This window comes from Bacillus sp. FSL L8-0358 (assembly GCF_038593095.1).
Lineage (GTDB): Bacteria > Bacillota > Bacilli > Bacillales > Bacillaceae > Bacillus > Bacillus subtilis.
In genome coordinates this window covers 1,622,171-1,640,369 of sequence record NZ_CP151962.1, presented here as the reverse complement: position 1 = coordinate 1,640,369, position 18,199 = coordinate 1,622,171, and the positions used below count along the sequence as shown (strand labels likewise).

Sequence of the window (18,199 nt, the reverse complement as noted above, 5' to 3'; positions counted from 1 at the left end):
CTTATCCCTTCTTTCTCATGCTGCAAATAAAGAAACCATCTGTTCCGAAATAATGAGGAAGGATTTGAAGCCTTCCATCCCGAACAAAGGGTCTCACCTTTTCAGGCAGCCGCTTTTCAAGAGACAAATCGGGTTCAAAATCAGGATGTTCTTGTATAAACGCATGTATTACTTCATCATTTTCTGTCCGGTCCATTGTACACGTACTGTAGACAAGAGTGCCACCTTTTTTTACTAATGGTGCGATTTCCCTCAAGATCGACAGCTGGATTTCAGCTAGACGGGCGCTGTCGTCAGGCTTTTTCGTGTATTTCATGTCCGGCTTTCTTCTGATAACACCGAAACCTGAGCACGGGGCATCGACCAATATTCGGTCAAACTGTTCGTTTTCAAACGTTTCCCCCGCTTTTCTAGCATCCATTGTATCCGCATGAATGATTGTCAGGCCAAGCCGGTCTGCCGCTTCTTTGATCAGCTTCACTTTATGTTTGTGAAGATCAAGCGACGTAACGCTCCCCTTGTTCTTCATTAATTCTGCGATATGAGCCGACTTTCCGCCAGGCGCCGCACACGCGTCAAGCACTGTTTCATCTGACTTAGGATCAAGGGCGCGGGCGACGAGCATGGAGCTCTCATCCTGGATGGAAACTTCGCCGTTTTGGAAGAAATGAGTTCCGGCAATTGTTCCCTTTAAGAGCTTCACAGCATCTTCAGCGAGGTCGCCTTTTTCAACTTCGATTCCCTCAGCAGCCATTTGATCAAGCAGCTCAGCTCTGTCTGCTTTCATTTGATTGACACGCAGCGTCTGCTTCGGCGGAATGAGATGGATGCGGCAAATCTTTTCCGCAGCTTCAAATCCATACGCATCCGCCCACTCTTTCACAAGCCATTCCGGATGGCTTGTTTCTGTCGCCAGCCGGCGTACAGGATCTTCGATCGCGTCAAAGGATGGAACACCTTCGCGCTGAATAGAACGGAGCACGCCGTTGACAAATGAAGCAATGCCTTTGTGTCCGCGGATTTTAGCAATCTCAACCGCTTCATGGATGGCTGCCCTGTCTGGAATCTTCTCTAAATACTCCATTTGATATAAGGATAGGCGAAGAAGCTGAATCACCCACGGCTTTACCTTTTGAGGCTTATTGATAAACGGTTTAAGCATATAATCAAGCGCGATCTTATTTTGTAATGTACCATAGACAAGTTCAGTCAAAAGCCCTCTGTCCTGATCACTCAGTTCATTTGATTTAATGACCGATTTCAGCAGCAGGTTGCTGTATGCCTGGTTTTGTTCTAATTTGATCAGCGCCTCAAGGGCGATGTCACGAACACTAGTTTTTTTCATTGTTTACTCCTAACACATCACCGGCTTCAACATGAGCGCCTCGCACAAAGTCTTCGCCTTTCATTCGTTTTTTGCCTGCCGGCTGGAGTTCGGTTAATAACAGGGCCGTCTCGTTACCTGTGGCAACGATAATCCCTTCCTTTTCAACCGCAACGACTGTGCCTGGCTCAGCTGTTGTTGGTGCGGGTGTTTTTTTCGATTCCCACACTTTCAAGTTTTGTCCATTAAGCGTCGTATAGGCAACAGGCCAAGGATTTAAGCCGCGGACCTGGTTGTAAAGCTCTTCGCCCGTTCTGGACCAGTCGAGCAGCTCTTGCTCTCTTTTGATATTAGGCGCGTACGTCGCTTTCTCTTCATCCTGCTTTTCAGGTGAAATGCTGCCGGCAATGACGTTTGGAACCGTTTCAGACAATAGCTTCGCGCCAGCAACGCTTAATTTATCGTGCAGTGTTCCGACATTGTCGGTTTCTTCAATATCCACTTCCACTTTTGAGATCATGTCTCCGGCATCCAATTTTTCTACCATATACATAATGGTAACCCCGGTTTTCTTCTTTCCCTGCAGAATGGAATAATGGATCGGAGCACCGCCGCGCAGTTCCGGCAAAAGGGATGCGTGAACGTTAATGCAGCCGTATTTTGGACTGTCGAGAAGCTCTTTAGGCAAAATTTGTCCGAATGCCGCCGTTACAATCAGGTCAGGCTTTAATGCCAGCACTTTCTCAATTTCTTCTGTCAATCTAACTTTTTCCGGCTGAAGAACCGGGATGCCGTGGCGCAATGCCTCTTCCTTGACCGGAGGAGGTGTCAGTACTTTTTTTCTGCCCTTCGGACGGTCCGGCTGTGTGACGACCCCCACTACTTCATATCCGTCCTCAATCAGGGTTCTTAAAACAGGAACTGAAAAATCCGGCGTTCCCATAAATACGATTCTCGTCATCAAATCATCCTTCCATATCCGCTAGTTCATCTTCTGTATAGTATTTACTTATTTTAGATGTAAACAGCACACCGTCTAAGTGGTCCATTTCATGCTGCACGGCTCTTGCTAAAAAGCCTCGCGCTTCCAGAATGAACCGTTTTCCCTGACGGTTAAACGCACGCACTTTGACATAATCGGCACGTGTGACATCACCATAGACGCCAGGAAAGCTCAAGCATCCTTCAATTCCGGTTTGCTCGCCGCTTTTTTCTAAAATTTCAGGATTAACGAGATCAATTCTCCCTCTGTCATCCCCGATGTCTACAACGGCCGCTCTTTTTAAAATGCCGATTTGCGGCGCTGCCAGTCCGACACCATCCATTTCAAGCATGGTGTCGTACATATCATCAAGCAGTTTTTTTAGCTTTTTATCAAAAACAGTCACGGTTTCCGCAGGTGTTTCCAAAACCTCCGCAGGATGTGTGACGACCTTTTTTACTGCCAATTTGTTACCCTCCAAGACGTGAGATCTTACATCATCATATAAGGATTCATATCAATTGAAATCATTACATGTTTTTGTTCAATTTCGCGTTTATAATGTTCCAGTATCTTCTTCAATAAAGCGGATAACTGGGTTTCCTGTTTGTATTTTATCACGCATTGATAGCGATATCTATCTTTGATCCTGGCTATCGGCGACGCGCTTGGTCCGAGAATTTTCGTGTCAGTTCCGCAGTTTGCTTTCAAAAAATGAGCAATCTTTTCAGCTGTAACCGCTGCTTTCGCCACTTCCTCATGAGAAACAGTCACAAGAGCCAAATAGTAGTATGGCGGATAGGATTGCTCTCTCCTGTGCGCCATTTCATGCTGATAGAACGTTTCATAATCGTGTGTTTTCGTCAGCTGGATACTGTAATGAGACGGTGTATACGTTTGAATGATGACATGGCCGGGCTTTTCATGCCTGCCTGCCCGGCCGCTGACTTGCGTTAACAGCTGAAATGTTTTTTCAGCCGATCTGAAATCAGGAATATGAAGTGTTGTATCAGCACTTAACACTCCGACAAGCGTGACATTCGGAAAATCAAGCCCTTTCGCGATCATTTGCGTTCCGAGAAGAATATCCGCTTTTCCTTCTCCGAAAGCTGACAGTAATTTTTCATGGGCGCCTTTCCGTGATGTCGTGTCAACATCCATCCGAATCACTCTCGCACTTGGCAGCACTTTTGTCAGCTCTTCCTCCACTCGCTGTGTTCCCGTTCCGAAAAAGCGGATATGCTCGCTTGCGCATTCAGGACAAGTGTGCGGAACAGGCTCTTCATGTCCGCAATAATGGCATTTCAGCCTTTGGCCGTAACGATGATACGTCATGGAAATGTCGCAGTGCGGGCATTGCGGGACATAGCCGCAATCCCTGCACATCACAAAGGAAGAATAGCCCCTCTTATTTAAAAACAGCACCGCCTGCTCACCCTTGGCAATCGTTTCTTCAAGCTTTTCCATCAATTCAACTGAAAACATCGAGCGATTGCCGTTTCTAAGCTCCTCTCTCATATCGACAAGCGAAACCTCAGGCATCACCCGATGGTTAACACGGTGCTTCAGTGAAAGAAGCTCGTATACGCCCTTTTGCGCTCTTGCATACGACTCTAATGTCGGCGTAGCACTCCCCAGTACAACCGGGCAGCTGTGATGCTCAGCCCGCTTGATTGCCACCTCTTTCGCATGATAGCGCGGCATTTCTTCCTGTTTATAGGAAGACTCGTGCTCTTCATCGATGATTATCATTCCGAGATTTTCAAACGGAGCAAAAATCGCGGACCTGGCACCGACGACAAGCCGTACTTCCTTCCGGTGGATTTTACGCCACTCGTCATATTTTTCTCCTGTGGATAAACCGCTGTGCATGACTGCCACCTGGGAGCCGAAGCGGCCCTTGAAGCGGTTGACCATTTGCGGCGTCAGCGATATTTCCGGTACGAGGACGATGGCTTCTTTTCCTTTCGCCAGTACTTTTTCAATTGATTGCAGATAAATTTCCGTTTTTCCGCTTCCTGTCACGCCGTGAAGGAGGAACACTTTATGCTCATCGCTGTCCAATGTCTCGCGTATAGGCTCGAAGGCAGCCCTCTGTTCGTCTGTCAGCGGCAGGGGCTCTGTTTTTTTGAACATTTTGTCCTGATAGGGATCTCTGTAAACCTCTTCATAGCTTTCCTTCAAAAGCCCTTTTTGGATAAGGGTTTTGATGGTTGCAGAGCTCGTGTCCGTTCTATTGCACAATTCCGCCGCAGGAATTTTCACACCTTCCGGCTCAGAGATGAGAAAGTGAAGAATCGCCTGCTGTTTTGCTGCTTGTCGGGACAATCCCTCAGCCTGCTTAGCAAGCTCTTCTTTACTCGCATTTGCCTGAATATGCCTGACCATTTTTTTATTGGTTTTTTGCGCGACTTTATACGTCACGTCAATGGCCCCTTTTTGAACATGCCTTTGAATCAGTTTCAGCGTATCATGATCGGGTATATCTGAATACAGCAGCGTCTTTGTTTCAGAAAACAGCCGTTCCACTTGCGGCGGAAGATCGGCGCCGTGTGCAATTTTTAATTCTTTTTCATATTTCGCCTTTAAGGCGGCAGGCAGCATTGCTTGAAGCGCCGTTATTTTAAAAGACAGCGTTTTGTCTGACAGCCATGATGACAGATCCATAAGCTCCTCTGTCAGAACAGGTGTAAGATCTAATAAATCCTCTACTTCCTTGACAGATTTTCCCGATAGGTCAGATGCTTCTTTGACTGCTGTCACAAACCCTTGAATCTTACGGGGGCCAAACGGAACAATGACCCGCATCCCCGTTTTGATCATGCCCTTCAGATGGTCTGGGATTTTATAATCAAAAGGCCTGTCTATATTTTTGGTGCTGACATCAACGATGACTTCGGCAAAATTCATGAGCGCTCTCCGGTTTGTTTTGAGAGGGCTGCGATCTCCTGAAGGATTTCAAAAGAAACATCGAGCTTAGACATGATCGGAAGTTCGCGTTTATGCCCGTCTTTGAAAAAGATTGTCACGATATTCGTATCAGCACCAAAACCGGCCCCATTTGCCTTCACATCATTTGCCACAATCAAATCAAGGTTTTTAGCGGCGAGCTTTTTACGTGCATAGTGTTCAATGTCTTGTGTTTCAGCAGCAAATCCGACCAACATCTGCTCTTTCTTTTTCTCGCCCAATTCTTTCAAAATATCGACTGTTCTTTTCAGTTCTAAGGTCATGCCGCCGTCTTGTTTTTTCATTTTATGGTCAAATACTGTTTTCGGCGTAAAATCGGCTACCGCAGCTGTTTTAATGACTATATCGCTTGCGTCATACACAGAGAGCACAGCTTCGCGCATATCCGCAGCCGATTGAACAGGGATAAACTCAGCAAGGCCTTTAGGCTGATCAAGTGAAACAGGCCCAGAAATTAAGGTTACCCGTGCGCCGAGCTGAACAGCAACCTCCGCTAATGCGTAGCCCATTTTGCCCGTCGATTTATTGGTAAAAAACCGGACAGGATCAACCGCTTCCCGCGTTGGGCCGGCTGTAATGACCACATGCTTGCCTTCTAAAGGAGCGGATGTTTCTTCAGCAAAATGTTTTTCGGCCAGCTTTACGATGTTTTCCGGCTCTTCCAATCTGCCTTTTCCTACGTAACCGCATGCTAAATAGCCCTCACTTGGCTCAATAAAACGATAACCGTCCTGATAAAGAACAGAAATGTTTCGTTTGACTGCCGGGTGGTCATACATATGAACGTTCATTGCCGGCGCGATCCAAACGGGAGCCGTTGCTGCCAACAATGTTGTCGTCAGCATATCATCAGCGATGCCGTTTGCCAGTTTTCCAATCACATTAGCCGTAGCCGGCGCTACGATAATCAAGTCGGCCCAGTCTGCGGCATCAATATGAGAAATAACGCTTGGATTTTGTTCTTTAAATGTATCTGTATAGACTTCGTGGCGGCTCAATGCCTGAAATGTCAGCGGTGAAACGAATCGGCAAGCGGATTCAGTCATAATCACTTTGACATTTGCTCCTGCCTGAACCAGCTTGCTCGTTAACGCACAGGCTTTATAAACTGCGATGCCTCCGCTCACGCAAAGTAACACATTTCGATTGTTTAGCAATGAATTCTCCCCCTCTGCACTTTACAAAACCGCACGGAAAAAAATAACAACCTACATGATATAGGTTGCTACTTGTGCTACTATTCGCGGTCTTCCTTTTCAAACGAAAGCAGGCCTGCATCAATTTCTTCTAAAGCTTTGCCTACATATTTGTGTGAAATCGTATGTTCAATCATTTGGTCTTTTTTGATTTGCATTTCACGTGCGCGTCTCGCAGAAACAGTCACCAGCGTATATTTTGAATCTAATTTATTCATTAAAGAATCAATTGACGGATCTAACATTGATTATTCAACCTCCAGCATTTTCTTATATCTTGGTGCAACGCGTTCACGCTTCAAATGTTCAGCAAGAACGATTGCTTTGATTTTATCGCAAGCCGTTTCGACATTATCGTTTTCAACGACATAGTCATAAGCATCCATCATTTCGATCTCAGCTTTTGCGGCTTTCATTCGATTTTCAATCAGAGCGTCTGTTTCTGTGCCTCGTGTCACGATTCTGTTTTTCAGTTCAGAAAGGCTTGGAGGCGCAAGGAAAATAAACAGGCCTTCCGGGAAAGCATTTCTCACTTGAAGAGCCCCTTGAACTTCAATTTCTAAAAAGACGTCTTTTCCATCTTGAAGCGTCTGTTCAACATAATCGACGGGCGTGCCGTAATAATTGCCGACATACTCTGCCCATTCAAGCAGCTTGTTGTCCGCAATCATTTGTTCGAATTCGTCTCTTGTTTTGAAAAAATAATCGACTCCGTTCACTTCGCCCTCTCTTGGACTTCTTGTGGTTACTGAAATCGAATATTCAAATTTTGTGTCTTCCTGCGAAAAGATCGCTTGTCGAACCGTTCCTTTACCAACTCCTGAGGGACCTGAGAGAACGATTAATAACCCTCTTTCTTTCATGCGGCAATTACCCCTGCCCTTCATCCATAATTTCTTCTTTAACAGAAAGTCTGTGTGCAACTGTCTCAGGCTGGACGGCAGATAAGATAATGTGATCACTATCCATGACGACAACTGCACGGGTTCTTCGTCCGTATGTAGCGTCAATTAGCATTCCGCGGTCTCTTGCATCCTGAATCATCCGTTTGATTGGCGCAGACTCCGGGCTGACAATCGAAATCATCCGATTGGCGGAGATGATATTGCCAAATCCGATATTAATCAGTTTAATCGTCATCTTCTACGTTCCCCCTGTAAGATAGACGTCTCTAGTTTAGCCTAGTAAGACCGTCTGTAAACAATACGCACAGTCACTATTCTATATTTTGCACTTGTTCTTTTATTTTTTCAATAGAACTTTTCATTTCAACGACAAGCTTTGTGATCTGATGATCATTTGCTTTTGAGCCGATCGTATTTGCTTCCCGATTGAGCTCCTGAACAAGAAAGTCGAGTTTGCGCCCGACAGCTCCGCCACTAGCTAATATATCACGAAACTGGGCGAAGTGGCTCTTCAGCCTTGTAATCTCTTCAGTGATATCAGAGCGGTCTGCAAAAATAGCGCATTCTGTTACAAGCCGGCTCTCGTCTAATACGTCTTCAGTCCATTCTTTGATTCTGGCGTACAGCCGTTCCCGATAACGAGATACGACATCTGCAGCCAGCAATTCAGTTTCTCTCACCAGCTCTTCAAGCTGATCAATATGCATCAGGCAGTCTTTCGCTAAGAGCAGCCCCTCTTTTTCACGCATTTCACAGAGACCTTTTACCGCTTCTTCTGCAGCATCGATGATCAACGCCTCCAGCTTGTCATTTTGCGTCTGTTCTTCATGAACCTGGACGACATGATCAAGCTTAAAGAAATCCATTACATCGGGCTCTGCAGACAATTGATACCGCTTCTTCATATCTCTCGCGGCTGCGACAAACTCATCGAGCAGCGGCCAATCAATTTCAAGCCTTTTCTCAACAAGCATATCGCTGTCAACGGATACGAAAAGCTCAATTCTTCCGCGCTGAATATGCTGCAGAATGGTCTGTTTCAGCTTATCTTCAAAATATAGCAAAGGCCTTGGCAAACGAGCGTTCACTTCTTTAAATCTGTAGTTCACAGATTTAAGTTCAACGCTTACAGAGAGATCGTCTTGTGTTTTGCTTGCACTGCCGAAGCCTGTCATACTTCGTATCATTTTAAAACACCCAATTCTTCCCTGTTCTCATAATAAAAGGGCAATAGACACGCTATTACCCCTAAGATTATATCATATGAATTTATTTTTTTCTTGTTAAAAGTGACCCCGCCAGCAAAAAAGTAGGGATGGCGGACATACCGATGACGAGCATCCAGTCCCCCGGCGTGATGGCTACAGTATGGAAAATCGGCTGAAGCGGCGGATAGTAGATTACTACAAGCATCAGCAAAATAGATGACAATACCGCGCCGATTAAATACAGGTTTTGAAACGGATTTCTAGAGAAAACAGAAGTTTCGCTGCGGCAGTCAAACACGTGAATAAGCTGAGCGAGCACCAATGTGGCAAACGCGATCGTCTGGGCATAAGCCAAGTTTTCCGGATTGCGGTGGTACACAATGATAAACGCTAAAATAGTGGCAACTCCGATTAAAAATCCTCTGGAAACGACCTTCCATCCTAGCTTGCGGGCAAATACCCCTTCTTTCGGATGACGGGGCTTGCGCTTCATGACGTCTCCTTCCGGCTGATCCATGCCGAGCGCCATTGCCGGCAACCCGTCCGTCACCAAGTTGACCCACAAAATCTGAATCGGAACGAGCGGTAAAGGAAGGGCGAGCAGCATCGCAAACAGCATGACAAGGATTTCTCCGACGTTAGACGCCAACAGGTATCTGATAAACTTCCTGATATTTTCGTAGATGTTCCTGCCTTCTTTTATCGCTGATTTAATCGTCGCAAAATTATCATCTACGAGAACAAGAGATGATGCTTCTTTGGCCACATCTGTCCCGGTAATGCCCATAGAGACGCCGATATCAGCTTGTTTAATGGCAGGAGCATCATTGACGCCGTCTCCCGTCATCGCCACAATATGCCCGTTCTCCTGATAGGCTTTTACGATTTTTAGTTTATGTTCAGGGGAAACGCGGGCAAATACATACACATCCTCCACCACATGAGAAAGCTCTTCTTGAGAAAGTTCATTCAGCATCTTGCCGTCCATGATTTTGCCGCTTTTCGGAAGGAGGCGCAAGTCTTTCGCTATCGCTTTAGCGGTTTCTACATGATCACCTGTTATCATAACGGTCTTAATTCCTGCTTCACGGCATTCTTTTATCGCCTGTCTGACTTCCGGCCGCGGGGGATCAATGATACCTGAAAGGCCAAGCATGGTCAGATCTTTTTCCGCCTGCTCCATTGACGGTGTTTCGCCTGCTTTTATCGGCCTGTAGGCGACCGCTATCGTTCTGAGCGCCTGTGATGCCAAATGTCTTAATACCGCCTCTGTTTCTGCTTTTCTTTCATTTGAAAAAAGAGCCGCTGAGCCGTCATAATAAATACGGGAAGATCGCTGCATCAGTACATCCGGTGCACCTTTTGTAATGATATAGCGCTTTCTGTCTTGATCCTCTACGATGACAGTCATCATTTTCCGTGCAGAATCAAACGGAAATTCTTCGATCACCCGGTAGTTTGATTCAACAAACTCCTTTGAAAAACCGCCTTTTCTTGCCGCGGTGAGCAGCGCTCCCTCTGTCGGATCTCCGTCAAGCACATATTCGCCGTCTCTTTTCTCAATATTGGAGTTGTTACAAAGCGCTCCGAACAGAAGCATCTGCTGAAGCGGCTTATGTTCATTGACACTGATCTCTTTTTCGTTCAGTGTGAAGCTTCCTTTCGGTTCATAGCCGGCCCCTGCCACTCTCCATGTTTTCCCTCCGGACCAGACATGTGTCACCGTCATTTTGTTTTGGGTCATTGTCCCTGTTTTATCTGAACAAATGATAGACGCACACCCAAGCGTTTCAACAGCAGGAAGCTTTCTAACAATGGATTTTTGTTTAATCATCCGCTGTACACCAAGCGAAAGCGCCACTGTCACAATCGCCGGCAGTCCCTCCGGAATAGCTGCTACCGCTAATGAGACACCTGCTAAAAACATACTGTACAGATCATGCCCCTGAATAACACCGACAGCAACGACAAGTACGGTCAGAAGCAATGCAACAACAATCAAAATCTTCCCGAGCTGCTCCAGTCTTCTTTGCAGCGGGGTTGACAATGTCCCTGCCGATTCAAGCATGTCGGCAATTTTCCCCATAGCCGTATTCATTCCTGTCCCGACGACAATCCCGACACCGCTGCCGCGGGTCACAATCGTACCCATAAATGCCATATTGGTAATATCGCCAAGTGAAACATCCGGTTTTTTCAATTTATCAGCATGCTTCACAACCGGGATTGATTCCCCGGTCAGCGCTGATTCTTCTATTTCAAGGCTTCTTGCTTCAACAATTCGAACGTCTGCGCCAATTCTGTCCCCGCTCGTAAATTTCACAATATCACCCGGCACCAGTTCCTTAGAAGGAATCTTTGTCCAGCTTCCTTCTCTGAGTGCCATGACATGCGGTGTTGAAAGCTCTTTTAAAGCCTGAAGAGATTGCTCAGCACGCCTTTCTTGAAAGAAACCGAGTATGCCATTCACAAACACAATCGCAATAATCGCAACCGCATCTACATATTCACCAAGAAATCCTGAGATTAACGTTGCCGCCAGAAGCACAAGCACCATAAAATCTTTGAACTGCGCGAAAAACAAGAGAAGCGCTGAAGTTTTTTTCCCTTCTTGCAGCTCGTTTGGTCCATGCTTGTCAAGGCGTTTTTTTACCTCTTTTTCTGTTAATCCTTGTTTCATGGACGTATTGGTTGCCTCTAGTAAATCTGTTTGTCCCATTTCATGAAACTTCATTCCGCTCGTCCACTCCCCTGCTCTCTTATAGAGATATCACTCTATAAGCATGCTTATTCTGACTCGTCCCATTTCATGCTATAATTATCGAATGCAGGAAGAATGAGAGGGTGTTTGCATATGTCGTTTGATGGCATGTTTACATACGGAATGACACACGAACTTAACGAGAAAATAATGGGCGGACGAATTACAAAAGTCCATCAGCCATATAAGCACGATGTGATTTTCCACATCCGTGCCAAGGGAAAAAACCAAAAACTATTATTATCGGCACATCCGAGCTATTCACGGGTGCATATCACGGCACAAGCTTATGAAAATCCAAGCGAACCGCCAATGTTTTGCATGTTGCTGAGAAAGCATATCGAAGGCGGATTCATTGAGAAAATTGAACAAGCGGGCTTAGACCGCATTATGATTTTTCATATCAAAAGCCGAAACGAAATTGGCGATGAAACCGTACGAAAGCTTTATGTAGAAATTATGGGCCGTCACAGCAATATCATTTTGACTGACGCAGCAGAAAATGTGATTATCGACGGACTTAAGCATTTATCACCGTCAATGAACAGCTACCGTACAGTACTGCCCGGCCAAGATTATAAGCTTCCGCCTGCTCAGGACAAAATATCGCCTCTTGAGGCGTCAGAAGATGATATTTTGCGTCACCTCAGCTTTCAAGAAGGAAGGCTTGATAAACAAATTGTCGACCACTTTTCAGGCGTGTCTCCGCTTTTCGCCAAAGAAGCGGTTCACAGAGCAGGCCTTGCCAACAAAGTCACACTGCCAAAAGCGTTGCTGGCACTGTTTGCCGAAGTGAAAGAGCACCGTTTCATTCCCAACATTACGACTGTAAACGGAAAGGAATATTTTTATCTGCTGGAGCTGACTCATCTAAAGGGCGAAGCGCGCCGTTTTGATTCATTAAGCGAACTGCTCGACCGTTTTTATTTCGGAAAAGCTGAACGAGACCGGGTCAAACAGCAGGCTCAGGATCTTGAGCGTTTTGTTGTGAACGAACGGAAGAAGAATGCCAACAAAATCAAAAAATTAGAGAAAACCCTGGAGTATTCGGAAAACGCGAAGGAATTTCAGCTTTACGGGGAGCTTTTAACCGCTAATTTATATATGTTGAAAAAAGGTGATAAACAGGCTGAGGTCATCAATTATTATGATGAAGAAAGCCCGACAATCACGATTCCTTTAAACCCAAACAAAACGCCTTCTGAAAACGCACAGGCCTATTTCACGAAGTATCAGAAAGCGAAAAACTCGGTCGCGGTTGTCGAGGAGCAAATCAGGCTGGCACAGGAAGAGATCGAATATTTCGATCAGCTGATTCAGCAGCTTTCGTCCGCTTCTCCCCGGGATATCAGCGAAATCAGGGAAGAGCTTGTTGAGGGCAAATATTTGCGCCCTAAGCAGCAAAAAGGCCAGAAAAAGCAAAAACCGCACAATCCGGTGTTAGAAACATATGAATCCACCTCAGGCCTGACAATTTTAGTGGGTAAGAACAATCGTCAAAATGAATATTTAACGACCAGAGCGGCGGCCAGAGACGATATCTGGCTTCACACGAAGGACATTCCCGGCTCCCACGTTGTGATCAGAAGCAGCGAACCGGATGAGCAAACAATCTTGGAAGCCGCGACAATTGCAGCTTATTTTTCAAAAGCTAAAGATTCAAGTTCAGTGCCTGTAGATTATACAAAAATCAGGCATGTCAAAAAACCAAACGGCGCGAAGCCCGGCTTCGTCACCTATGACAGCCAGCATACCGTCTTTGTCACGCCTGATGCTGATACGGTCATCAAGCTGAAAAAAAGCTGAGCCGCATAAAGAAAAGCCAGAGCATTTGTATGCTCTGGCTTATTTCTTTCTTCTCACCTGATAAAGCCTGTTCACTTCAGCAACGAAATCGCCGTCAATCAGCTTATCCACGTTTTCAGCAAGCTCTTTTGTGTGCTTTGGACTGGCTCCGCTAGTAGAAACGGACACCGTTACATGCCCTCTTTTTACGATTTTCGGCATATATACATTGCCAAGCTCAGCGTCACTGACACAATTAACAAGCTGAAAAGGCGAAGCGGATTGGGCAATTTCTTTGTTCACTGCCGCATTATCCGTCGCAGCAATAATTAAGAAAGCATTGAGATAATCTTCTTTTTCAATTGTCCGTTTTTCCCATTTGATACGTCGCTCTTCTGCCATTTGCTTGATTTCCGGTTCAACATCCGGACTGACGAGCGTTATATCAGCTCCCTCAGAAATCACCGTTTTCAGCCTTCTGAGAGCGATGCTGCCGCCCCCCGCAATGACAACCTTCTTCTTTTCCAGGCTAATGTGCAGCGGAAGCATATGAACCTCCATCAAAATCAAATTGTCCCTCAGAATTTGCCGCAGTTTCTCTTACACGGTTCAAAAATGCGTTTTTCACATGAGGATGAAAACCGATATAGGAAGAGAGGTAGACGTTCGGATTATGAGCTTTTAATTTCTGAACCTCTCGTTCGATTTCATTCATCAGCATACCCGTAAAAAGCAAATATGGAACGATAAAGGTTGTTATGCCGTCATCTTTTTTAAGTTCTGAAAAAACCTCTTTGTAATTCGGGCCGCATGCTGTCAAAAAGCACGGAATGACTTCCTTGACTGGAATCATTTCCTGAAGAAGATTAGCAATACCGGTTACGTCTCTTTTGACATCTGGATCTGAACTTCCCCTTCCGATGAGTACCACTCTGGCATTTTCATATGGAACACCTATGTCTTTCATTCTGTGATATACAGCCTTGACTACTTCTTCGTCAATCCCGATCGGCTTTCCGTATGAAATGCGGACTGACGGATATCGGGATGCAGCACGGGCAATTTCTTCCGGAATATCATGTTTTGCATGCGCAGCTGTTAAAAGAAGCAGAGGCACCACTGCGATATGAGTGGCGCCTTGCTTCACACATGCTTCAAACCCTGTCTCAATTGTCGGCTCCTGAAGCTCTAAAAAGCTGATTTCTTGTACTGGCACAGAGATGTGGGCCTTGCATCCTTCCAAAAAGGCTGCGGCTTCTTGCTGCGCTTTTTTGACCCGACTGCCGTGGCCGACATATAAAATTGCTTGTTTCATTTTTACAACGCCTCGCTTAAATCTTGTTTTTTCAGTTCAGATTCAAACCATTCCAGCTTATAGTGATAATTTACAACATTTCCAATGACAATTAAACTCGGATTTGTAATGTTTTCTTTTATCACCGTTTCTGAAAGGGTGTCAACTGTACAAAAAACAGATTTTTGCTTGTCCGTTGTTCCCCAATGAATAAAGGCTGCCGGCGTAGAACCGTCCCGGCCGTTTTCAAGGAGTTTTCTTTCAATCTGCTGCACGTTTTTGATACCCATATAGATGACAAGTGTATCAATTCCTGTAGCCAGCGCTTTCCACTTTTCCTCAAAATCTTCTTCTTTTTTATAATGACCCGTTACAAAAGCGACGTTAGAGCCCGCCTCCCGATGAGTAACAGGAATCCCGGCATAAGCGGCTGCCGCGATTCCAGACGTAATGCCGGGGATGATTTCAAACGGAATTCCATTTTCAGAGAGGCATTCCGCTTCTTCCCCTCCTCTGCCGAACACAAAAGGGTCTCCGCCTTTCAGTCTGACAACCATTTTCCCTTTTTGCGCATACTTCACAAGAAATCGATTGATGGTTTCCTGCTTCAACGTATGAAAATCCGGAAGCTTCCCGCAGTAGATCAGGTCTGCTTGCTCTTTGGCATATTGTAAAATCTCTTTATTTACTAATCTGTCATATAAGATGACATCAGCTTTTTCAATAGCTTTCAGCGCTTTAATTGTCAGCAGATCAGGGTCACCGGGACCCGCTCCTACAATATATACTTTCCCCATCGTATTTCCCCCGATCTATTCGAGTTCTTCCAGAGCATTCGCTGTGATGATGTTCTCGCTTGCATTCCGGCACCTGAGAAGAACGCAGCAGATCATATTCAGCTCAATTTTTGTTTAACAAACTCGATCAGCTGATTTTTACACGCTTCACGGTCATGCTGTCCTGAATCAAGAACGAGCTCTGGAGCTTCCGGTTCTTCATAAGGAGAATCAATTCCTGTAAAGAACGGAATCTCGCCGTTTCTTGCTTTTTTGTAAAGCCCTTTCGGATCTCTTTGTTCACAAATATCAAGGTCGCATTTAATGTAGACTTCATTAAATTCGCCCGCTTCCACAAGCTCGCGAACCTGTTGTCTGTCCTCGCGGAAAGGAGAGATAAAAGCAGTAATCACAATGGTTCCCTGCTGAACAAAAAGCTTCGCCACCTCTCCGATTCGGCGGATGTTTTCTTTTCGGTCTTCATCAGAAAAACCAAGATCCTTATTTAAGCCGTGACGGATATTATCCCCGTCAAGCACAATCACTTGATAGCCTTGCTCAAACAATTCTCTCGCAGCGGCGTTGGCAATCGTTGATTTGCCTGAGCCGCTTAACCCTGTCAGCCAGAGAATGGAGCTTTTATGCTTGTTTTTTTGCTGGTACTCTTCTTTTGTGATAGAGGCTTCATGCCATACAATATCGCGATTTGTCACTGCCAGTCCTCCTTAAGATACGCCTACTTCTTCTTTTTTCTTCATCCCTTTGATTAACACTTCTACGACTTCTTTTCGACTGAATTCAGCAGGCGGCAGCACACCGTCTCTCAGCATGCCTCTTACCTTAGTGCCTGATAAAATGACGTGATGCTCTCTGCCATGAGGGCATGTTTTCGCTGTTCCCATATTTCCGCATTTTTTACAGAAGAAGCTGTGCTCGAATTTCAGCGGCGTAATCCCGAGTTCTTCAGGTTTAAATGTGTCAAACAGCTCCTGTGCTTCGTATGTTCCGTAATAGTCACCTACACCTGCATGATCACGGCCGACGATGAAATGTGTGCAGCCGTAGTTCTTTCTGACAAGCGCGTGGAAAATTGCTTCTCTCGGGCCTGCATAACGCATCGCCGCTAAAAAGACACCAAGGAAAACGCGATCTTTCGGGTAATAATGATCAAGAAGCACTTGGTAGCTTTCCATCCGTACATCAGCTGGAATGTCATCAGATTTTGTTTCGCCTACTAACGGATTCAAGAACAAGCCGTCTACTGTTTCAAGAGCCGTTTTTTGAATGTATTCATGCGCTCTGTGAACAGGGTTTCTTGTTTGGAAACCGACAATGGTTTCCCAGCCTTTTTCCGCAAACTGGCGTCTCGTTTCTGACGGTTCAAATGTAAATTCAGGGAACTGTTTTGAAGCTTTTTTAATCAACGTAATCGGTCCGCCGACATATGTATTGCCGCGGCTGAACAGCTTTTTAACACCAGGATGCTCCTGTTCATCTGTTTTGTACACATTGACAGCTTCTTTTTGTTTGTCAGGCACGTACAGGTCTTCGATTTGGATAACGCCGTATGTTTCTCCTTCATACGTTAACTTTACCGTTTCACCAAGTGACAGTTCCGCTGCTTTTTGCGCATCGACCGGAAGCGTGATCGGAAGAGACCAGACAACGCCGGAAGAAAGACGCATGTTTTCGACTACAGATACGTAATCTTTTTCATTAAAGAAACCTTCAATCGGGCTGTATGCACCGATACCGATCAATTCCAAATCCGCGAAAGAAATTAAATCAAGTTCAATTTCTTTTTGAATGCCGCTCACATCATATGATTCATCTACCCTGTTTACTAATGTTCCTCCGTGTGGTGCTAAGCTCATAATATCCATCTCCTCCTAGTTAACTTATAAAATTACTCAGATTAATGATCAGATTCCCCCGCCTTGTTCGTGGACTGAGCGTCTCTCTTTACGAATGGCCTTTGTCAGGCTGACGGCACCGCCCGCCGCTAAAAGCACACTTACCATGATAAAGATCGAATAATAATCTGCTTTTAAAAACAAGGATACAAGCAGATAAGAAATCGATAAAGATAAAAACGGCGATGCGATCCATACCTTCAGCATCGTTTGAACAACTTGTTTATGGAACACGTTCGGACCGTTTTTTGCCATGCCTATTCCGATAATAGACGATGACGTGACTTGCGCCAAGGGCACCGGCATCCCAAATACAGAACTGATGATCACAAGTCCTGCTCCTGTACCGGATAAGAGAATGCCTTCCCCTTTGGAGAATCTCGTAATTTTCTTCCCGTTTGTTTCTAGCACACGCCGGCCTAATAACAGTGCGCCAAGAGCAACAAAAGCTCCTCCATACAAGGTTCCTTTTCCGACATCAAGCACACCGGCAGCTACTAACGGGCCAACAGCATTCGCCACGTTATTCATGCCGGCAGAGAATGCTTCGAAAAATCCGGCAACTAACAAAACAATGCCGAGGATTTTTTGTTTTTTAGAAGATTTTACTTCAATCTTAAAATAACGAAACAGCTTAGATACGAAATAGGTGAAGCCGAAAGCGAACAGCGGGACAAAAACCCAAAATGACACAATGATCAGAAGATTGTTCACAAACAATACTTTATAAGCCACTCCCACGCCGACAACCGCCCCGACTGTTACTTCACTTGTCGACAAAGGAATGCCGAGCAGATTAGCAGTAAAGAGCGACAGGGCAGCAGCTCCAATAATGATGCAAACAATCGTCAGTGTAATCGTCTGCTCAGGAATAATGCCGGAGCTGATTGTTTTTACAACCTCGCCTCCGCCAATGACCGCCCCGGCAAAGACACCGACTGCGCATAGGATCAAAGCGTAGGTTTTCTTTTTGATGGCTCCGGAGCCGTAAGCAACCCCCATCGAAGCTGCAGCGCCGCTTGCACCAATATTCATCGCGAAAAACAAGCTAAATAAAATAGCGGCTAATTCCATTTTGCAGCTCC

General features: G+C 45.5%; 17 protein-coding genes. 1 reads left to right on the top strand and 16 read right to left on the bottom strand.

Annotated elements, in window-relative coordinates; all coding sequences use genetic code 11:
• Position 1: 1 nt before the first annotated feature.
• The 10 genes from rsmB to NYE49_RS08505 form a co-directional block, all read right to left on the bottom strand.
• Positions 2 to 1,345, bottom strand: coding sequence for a 16S rRNA (cytosine(967)-C(5))-methyltransferase RsmB (rsmB, locus tag NYE49_RS08550; protein WP_047182597.1), 1,344 nt, complete (start codon positions 1,343 to 1,345; stop codon positions 2 to 4).
• Positions 1,332 to 2,285 (bottom strand): methionyl-tRNA formyltransferase, encoded by a 954-nt coding sequence (gene fmt / locus NYE49_RS08545; RefSeq protein ID WP_047182596.1) that lies wholly within the window; start codon positions 2,283 to 2,285, stop codon positions 1,332 to 1,334. Before fmt ends, rsmB begins: the two co-directional genes overlap by 14 nt.
• Positions 2,286 to 2,289: 4 nt before the next feature.
• Positions 2,290 to 2,772: a peptide deformylase gene (def, locus tag NYE49_RS08540; RefSeq protein ID WP_342410992.1), complete on the bottom strand. Its 483-nt coding sequence runs from the start codon at positions 2,770 to 2,772 to the stop codon at positions 2,290 to 2,292.
• A gap of 26 nt (positions 2,773 to 2,798) precedes the next feature.
• Positions 2,799 to 5,216, bottom strand: coding sequence for a primosomal protein N' (gene priA, locus NYE49_RS08535; RefSeq protein ID WP_342410991.1), 2,418 nt, complete (start codon positions 5,214 to 5,216; stop codon positions 2,799 to 2,801).
• Complete coding sequence (gene coaBC, locus NYE49_RS08530; RefSeq protein WP_047182594.1) at positions 5,213 to 6,433, bottom strand: bifunctional phosphopantothenoylcysteine decarboxylase/phosphopantothenate--cysteine ligase CoaBC; 1,221 nt, start codon at positions 6,431 to 6,433, stop codon at positions 5,213 to 5,215. The genes priA and coaBC overlap by 4 nt, the downstream gene beginning before the upstream one ends.
• Before the next feature lie 80 nt (positions 6,434 to 6,513).
• Positions 6,514 to 6,717, bottom strand: coding sequence for a DNA-directed RNA polymerase subunit omega (gene rpoZ / locus NYE49_RS08525; RefSeq protein WP_003221520.1), 204 nt, complete (start codon positions 6,715 to 6,717; stop codon positions 6,514 to 6,516).
• A 3-nt stretch (positions 6,718 to 6,720) separates the two neighbouring features.
• Positions 6,721 to 7,335 (bottom strand): guanylate kinase, encoded by a 615-nt coding sequence (gene gmk / locus NYE49_RS08520; RefSeq protein ID WP_003232083.1) that lies wholly within the window; start codon positions 7,333 to 7,335, stop codon positions 6,721 to 6,723.
• 7 nt (positions 7,336 to 7,342) lie between these two features.
• Positions 7,343 to 7,612: an extracellular matrix/biofilm regulator RemA gene (gene remA / locus NYE49_RS08515; RefSeq protein ID WP_003154355.1), complete on the bottom strand. Its 270-nt coding sequence runs from the start codon at positions 7,610 to 7,612 to the stop codon at positions 7,343 to 7,345.
• Positions 7,613 to 7,688: 76 nt separating this feature from the next.
• Positions 7,689 to 8,564: a YicC/YloC family endoribonuclease gene (locus NYE49_RS08510; RefSeq protein WP_009967215.1), complete on the bottom strand. Its 876-nt coding sequence runs from the start codon at positions 8,562 to 8,564 to the stop codon at positions 7,689 to 7,691.
• An 82-nt stretch (positions 8,565 to 8,646) separates the two neighbouring features.
• Positions 8,647 to 11,319 (bottom strand): calcium-translocating P-type ATPase, SERCA-type, encoded by a 2,673-nt coding sequence (locus tag NYE49_RS08505; RefSeq protein WP_047182593.1) that lies wholly within the window; start codon positions 11,317 to 11,319, stop codon positions 8,647 to 8,649.
• A 120-nt stretch (positions 11,320 to 11,439) separates the two neighbouring features.
• Between NYE49_RS08505 and rqcH the strand changes: the two genes are divergently transcribed.
• Complete coding sequence (gene rqcH / locus NYE49_RS08500; protein WP_174616635.1) at positions 11,440 to 13,152, top strand: tRNA modification protein RqcH; 1,713 nt, start codon at positions 11,440 to 11,442, stop codon at positions 13,150 to 13,152.
• A gap of 39 nt (positions 13,153 to 13,191) precedes the next feature.
• On the opposite strand, the gene sirC is transcribed toward rqcH, so the two are convergent.
• The 6 genes from sirC to cysP all read right to left on the bottom strand — a co-directional run bounded on the left by sirC (position 13,192) and on the right by cysP (position 18,188).
• Positions 13,192 to 13,680, bottom strand: a complete 489-nt coding sequence (gene sirC, locus NYE49_RS08495; RefSeq protein ID WP_021479316.1) for a precorrin-2 dehydrogenase — start codon at positions 13,678 to 13,680, stop codon at positions 13,192 to 13,194.
• The gene (gene sirB / locus NYE49_RS08490) at positions 13,661 to 14,446 is read right to left on the bottom strand and encodes a sirohydrochlorin chelatase (RefSeq protein ID WP_047182591.1); all 786 of its coding nucleotides are present in this window, start codon (positions 14,444 to 14,446) and stop codon (positions 13,661 to 13,663) included. Before sirB ends, sirC begins: the two co-directional genes overlap by 20 nt.
• A gap of 2 nt (positions 14,447 to 14,448) precedes the next feature.
• Entirely contained in the window at positions 14,449 to 15,222 is a 774-nt protein-coding gene (cobA, locus tag NYE49_RS08485; protein WP_047182590.1) for a uroporphyrinogen-III C-methyltransferase, read from the bottom strand.
• A 98-nt stretch (positions 15,223 to 15,320) separates the two neighbouring features.
• The gene (gene cysC / locus NYE49_RS08480) at positions 15,321 to 15,914 is read right to left on the bottom strand and encodes an adenylyl-sulfate kinase (protein ID WP_015252120.1); all 594 of its coding nucleotides are present in this window, start codon (positions 15,912 to 15,914) and stop codon (positions 15,321 to 15,323) included.
• A gap of 12 nt (positions 15,915 to 15,926) precedes the next feature.
• A complete protein-coding gene (sat, locus tag NYE49_RS08475) occupies positions 15,927 to 17,075 on the bottom strand; it encodes a sulfate adenylyltransferase (protein ID WP_003245745.1) in 1,149 nt (382 codons plus the stop codon).
• A gap of 48 nt (positions 17,076 to 17,123) precedes the next feature.
• A complete protein-coding gene (cysP, locus tag NYE49_RS08470) occupies positions 17,124 to 18,188 on the bottom strand; it encodes a sulfate permease (RefSeq protein ID WP_047182589.1) in 1,065 nt (354 codons plus the stop codon).
• Between the last annotated feature and the right edge of the window lie 11 nt (positions 18,189 to 18,199).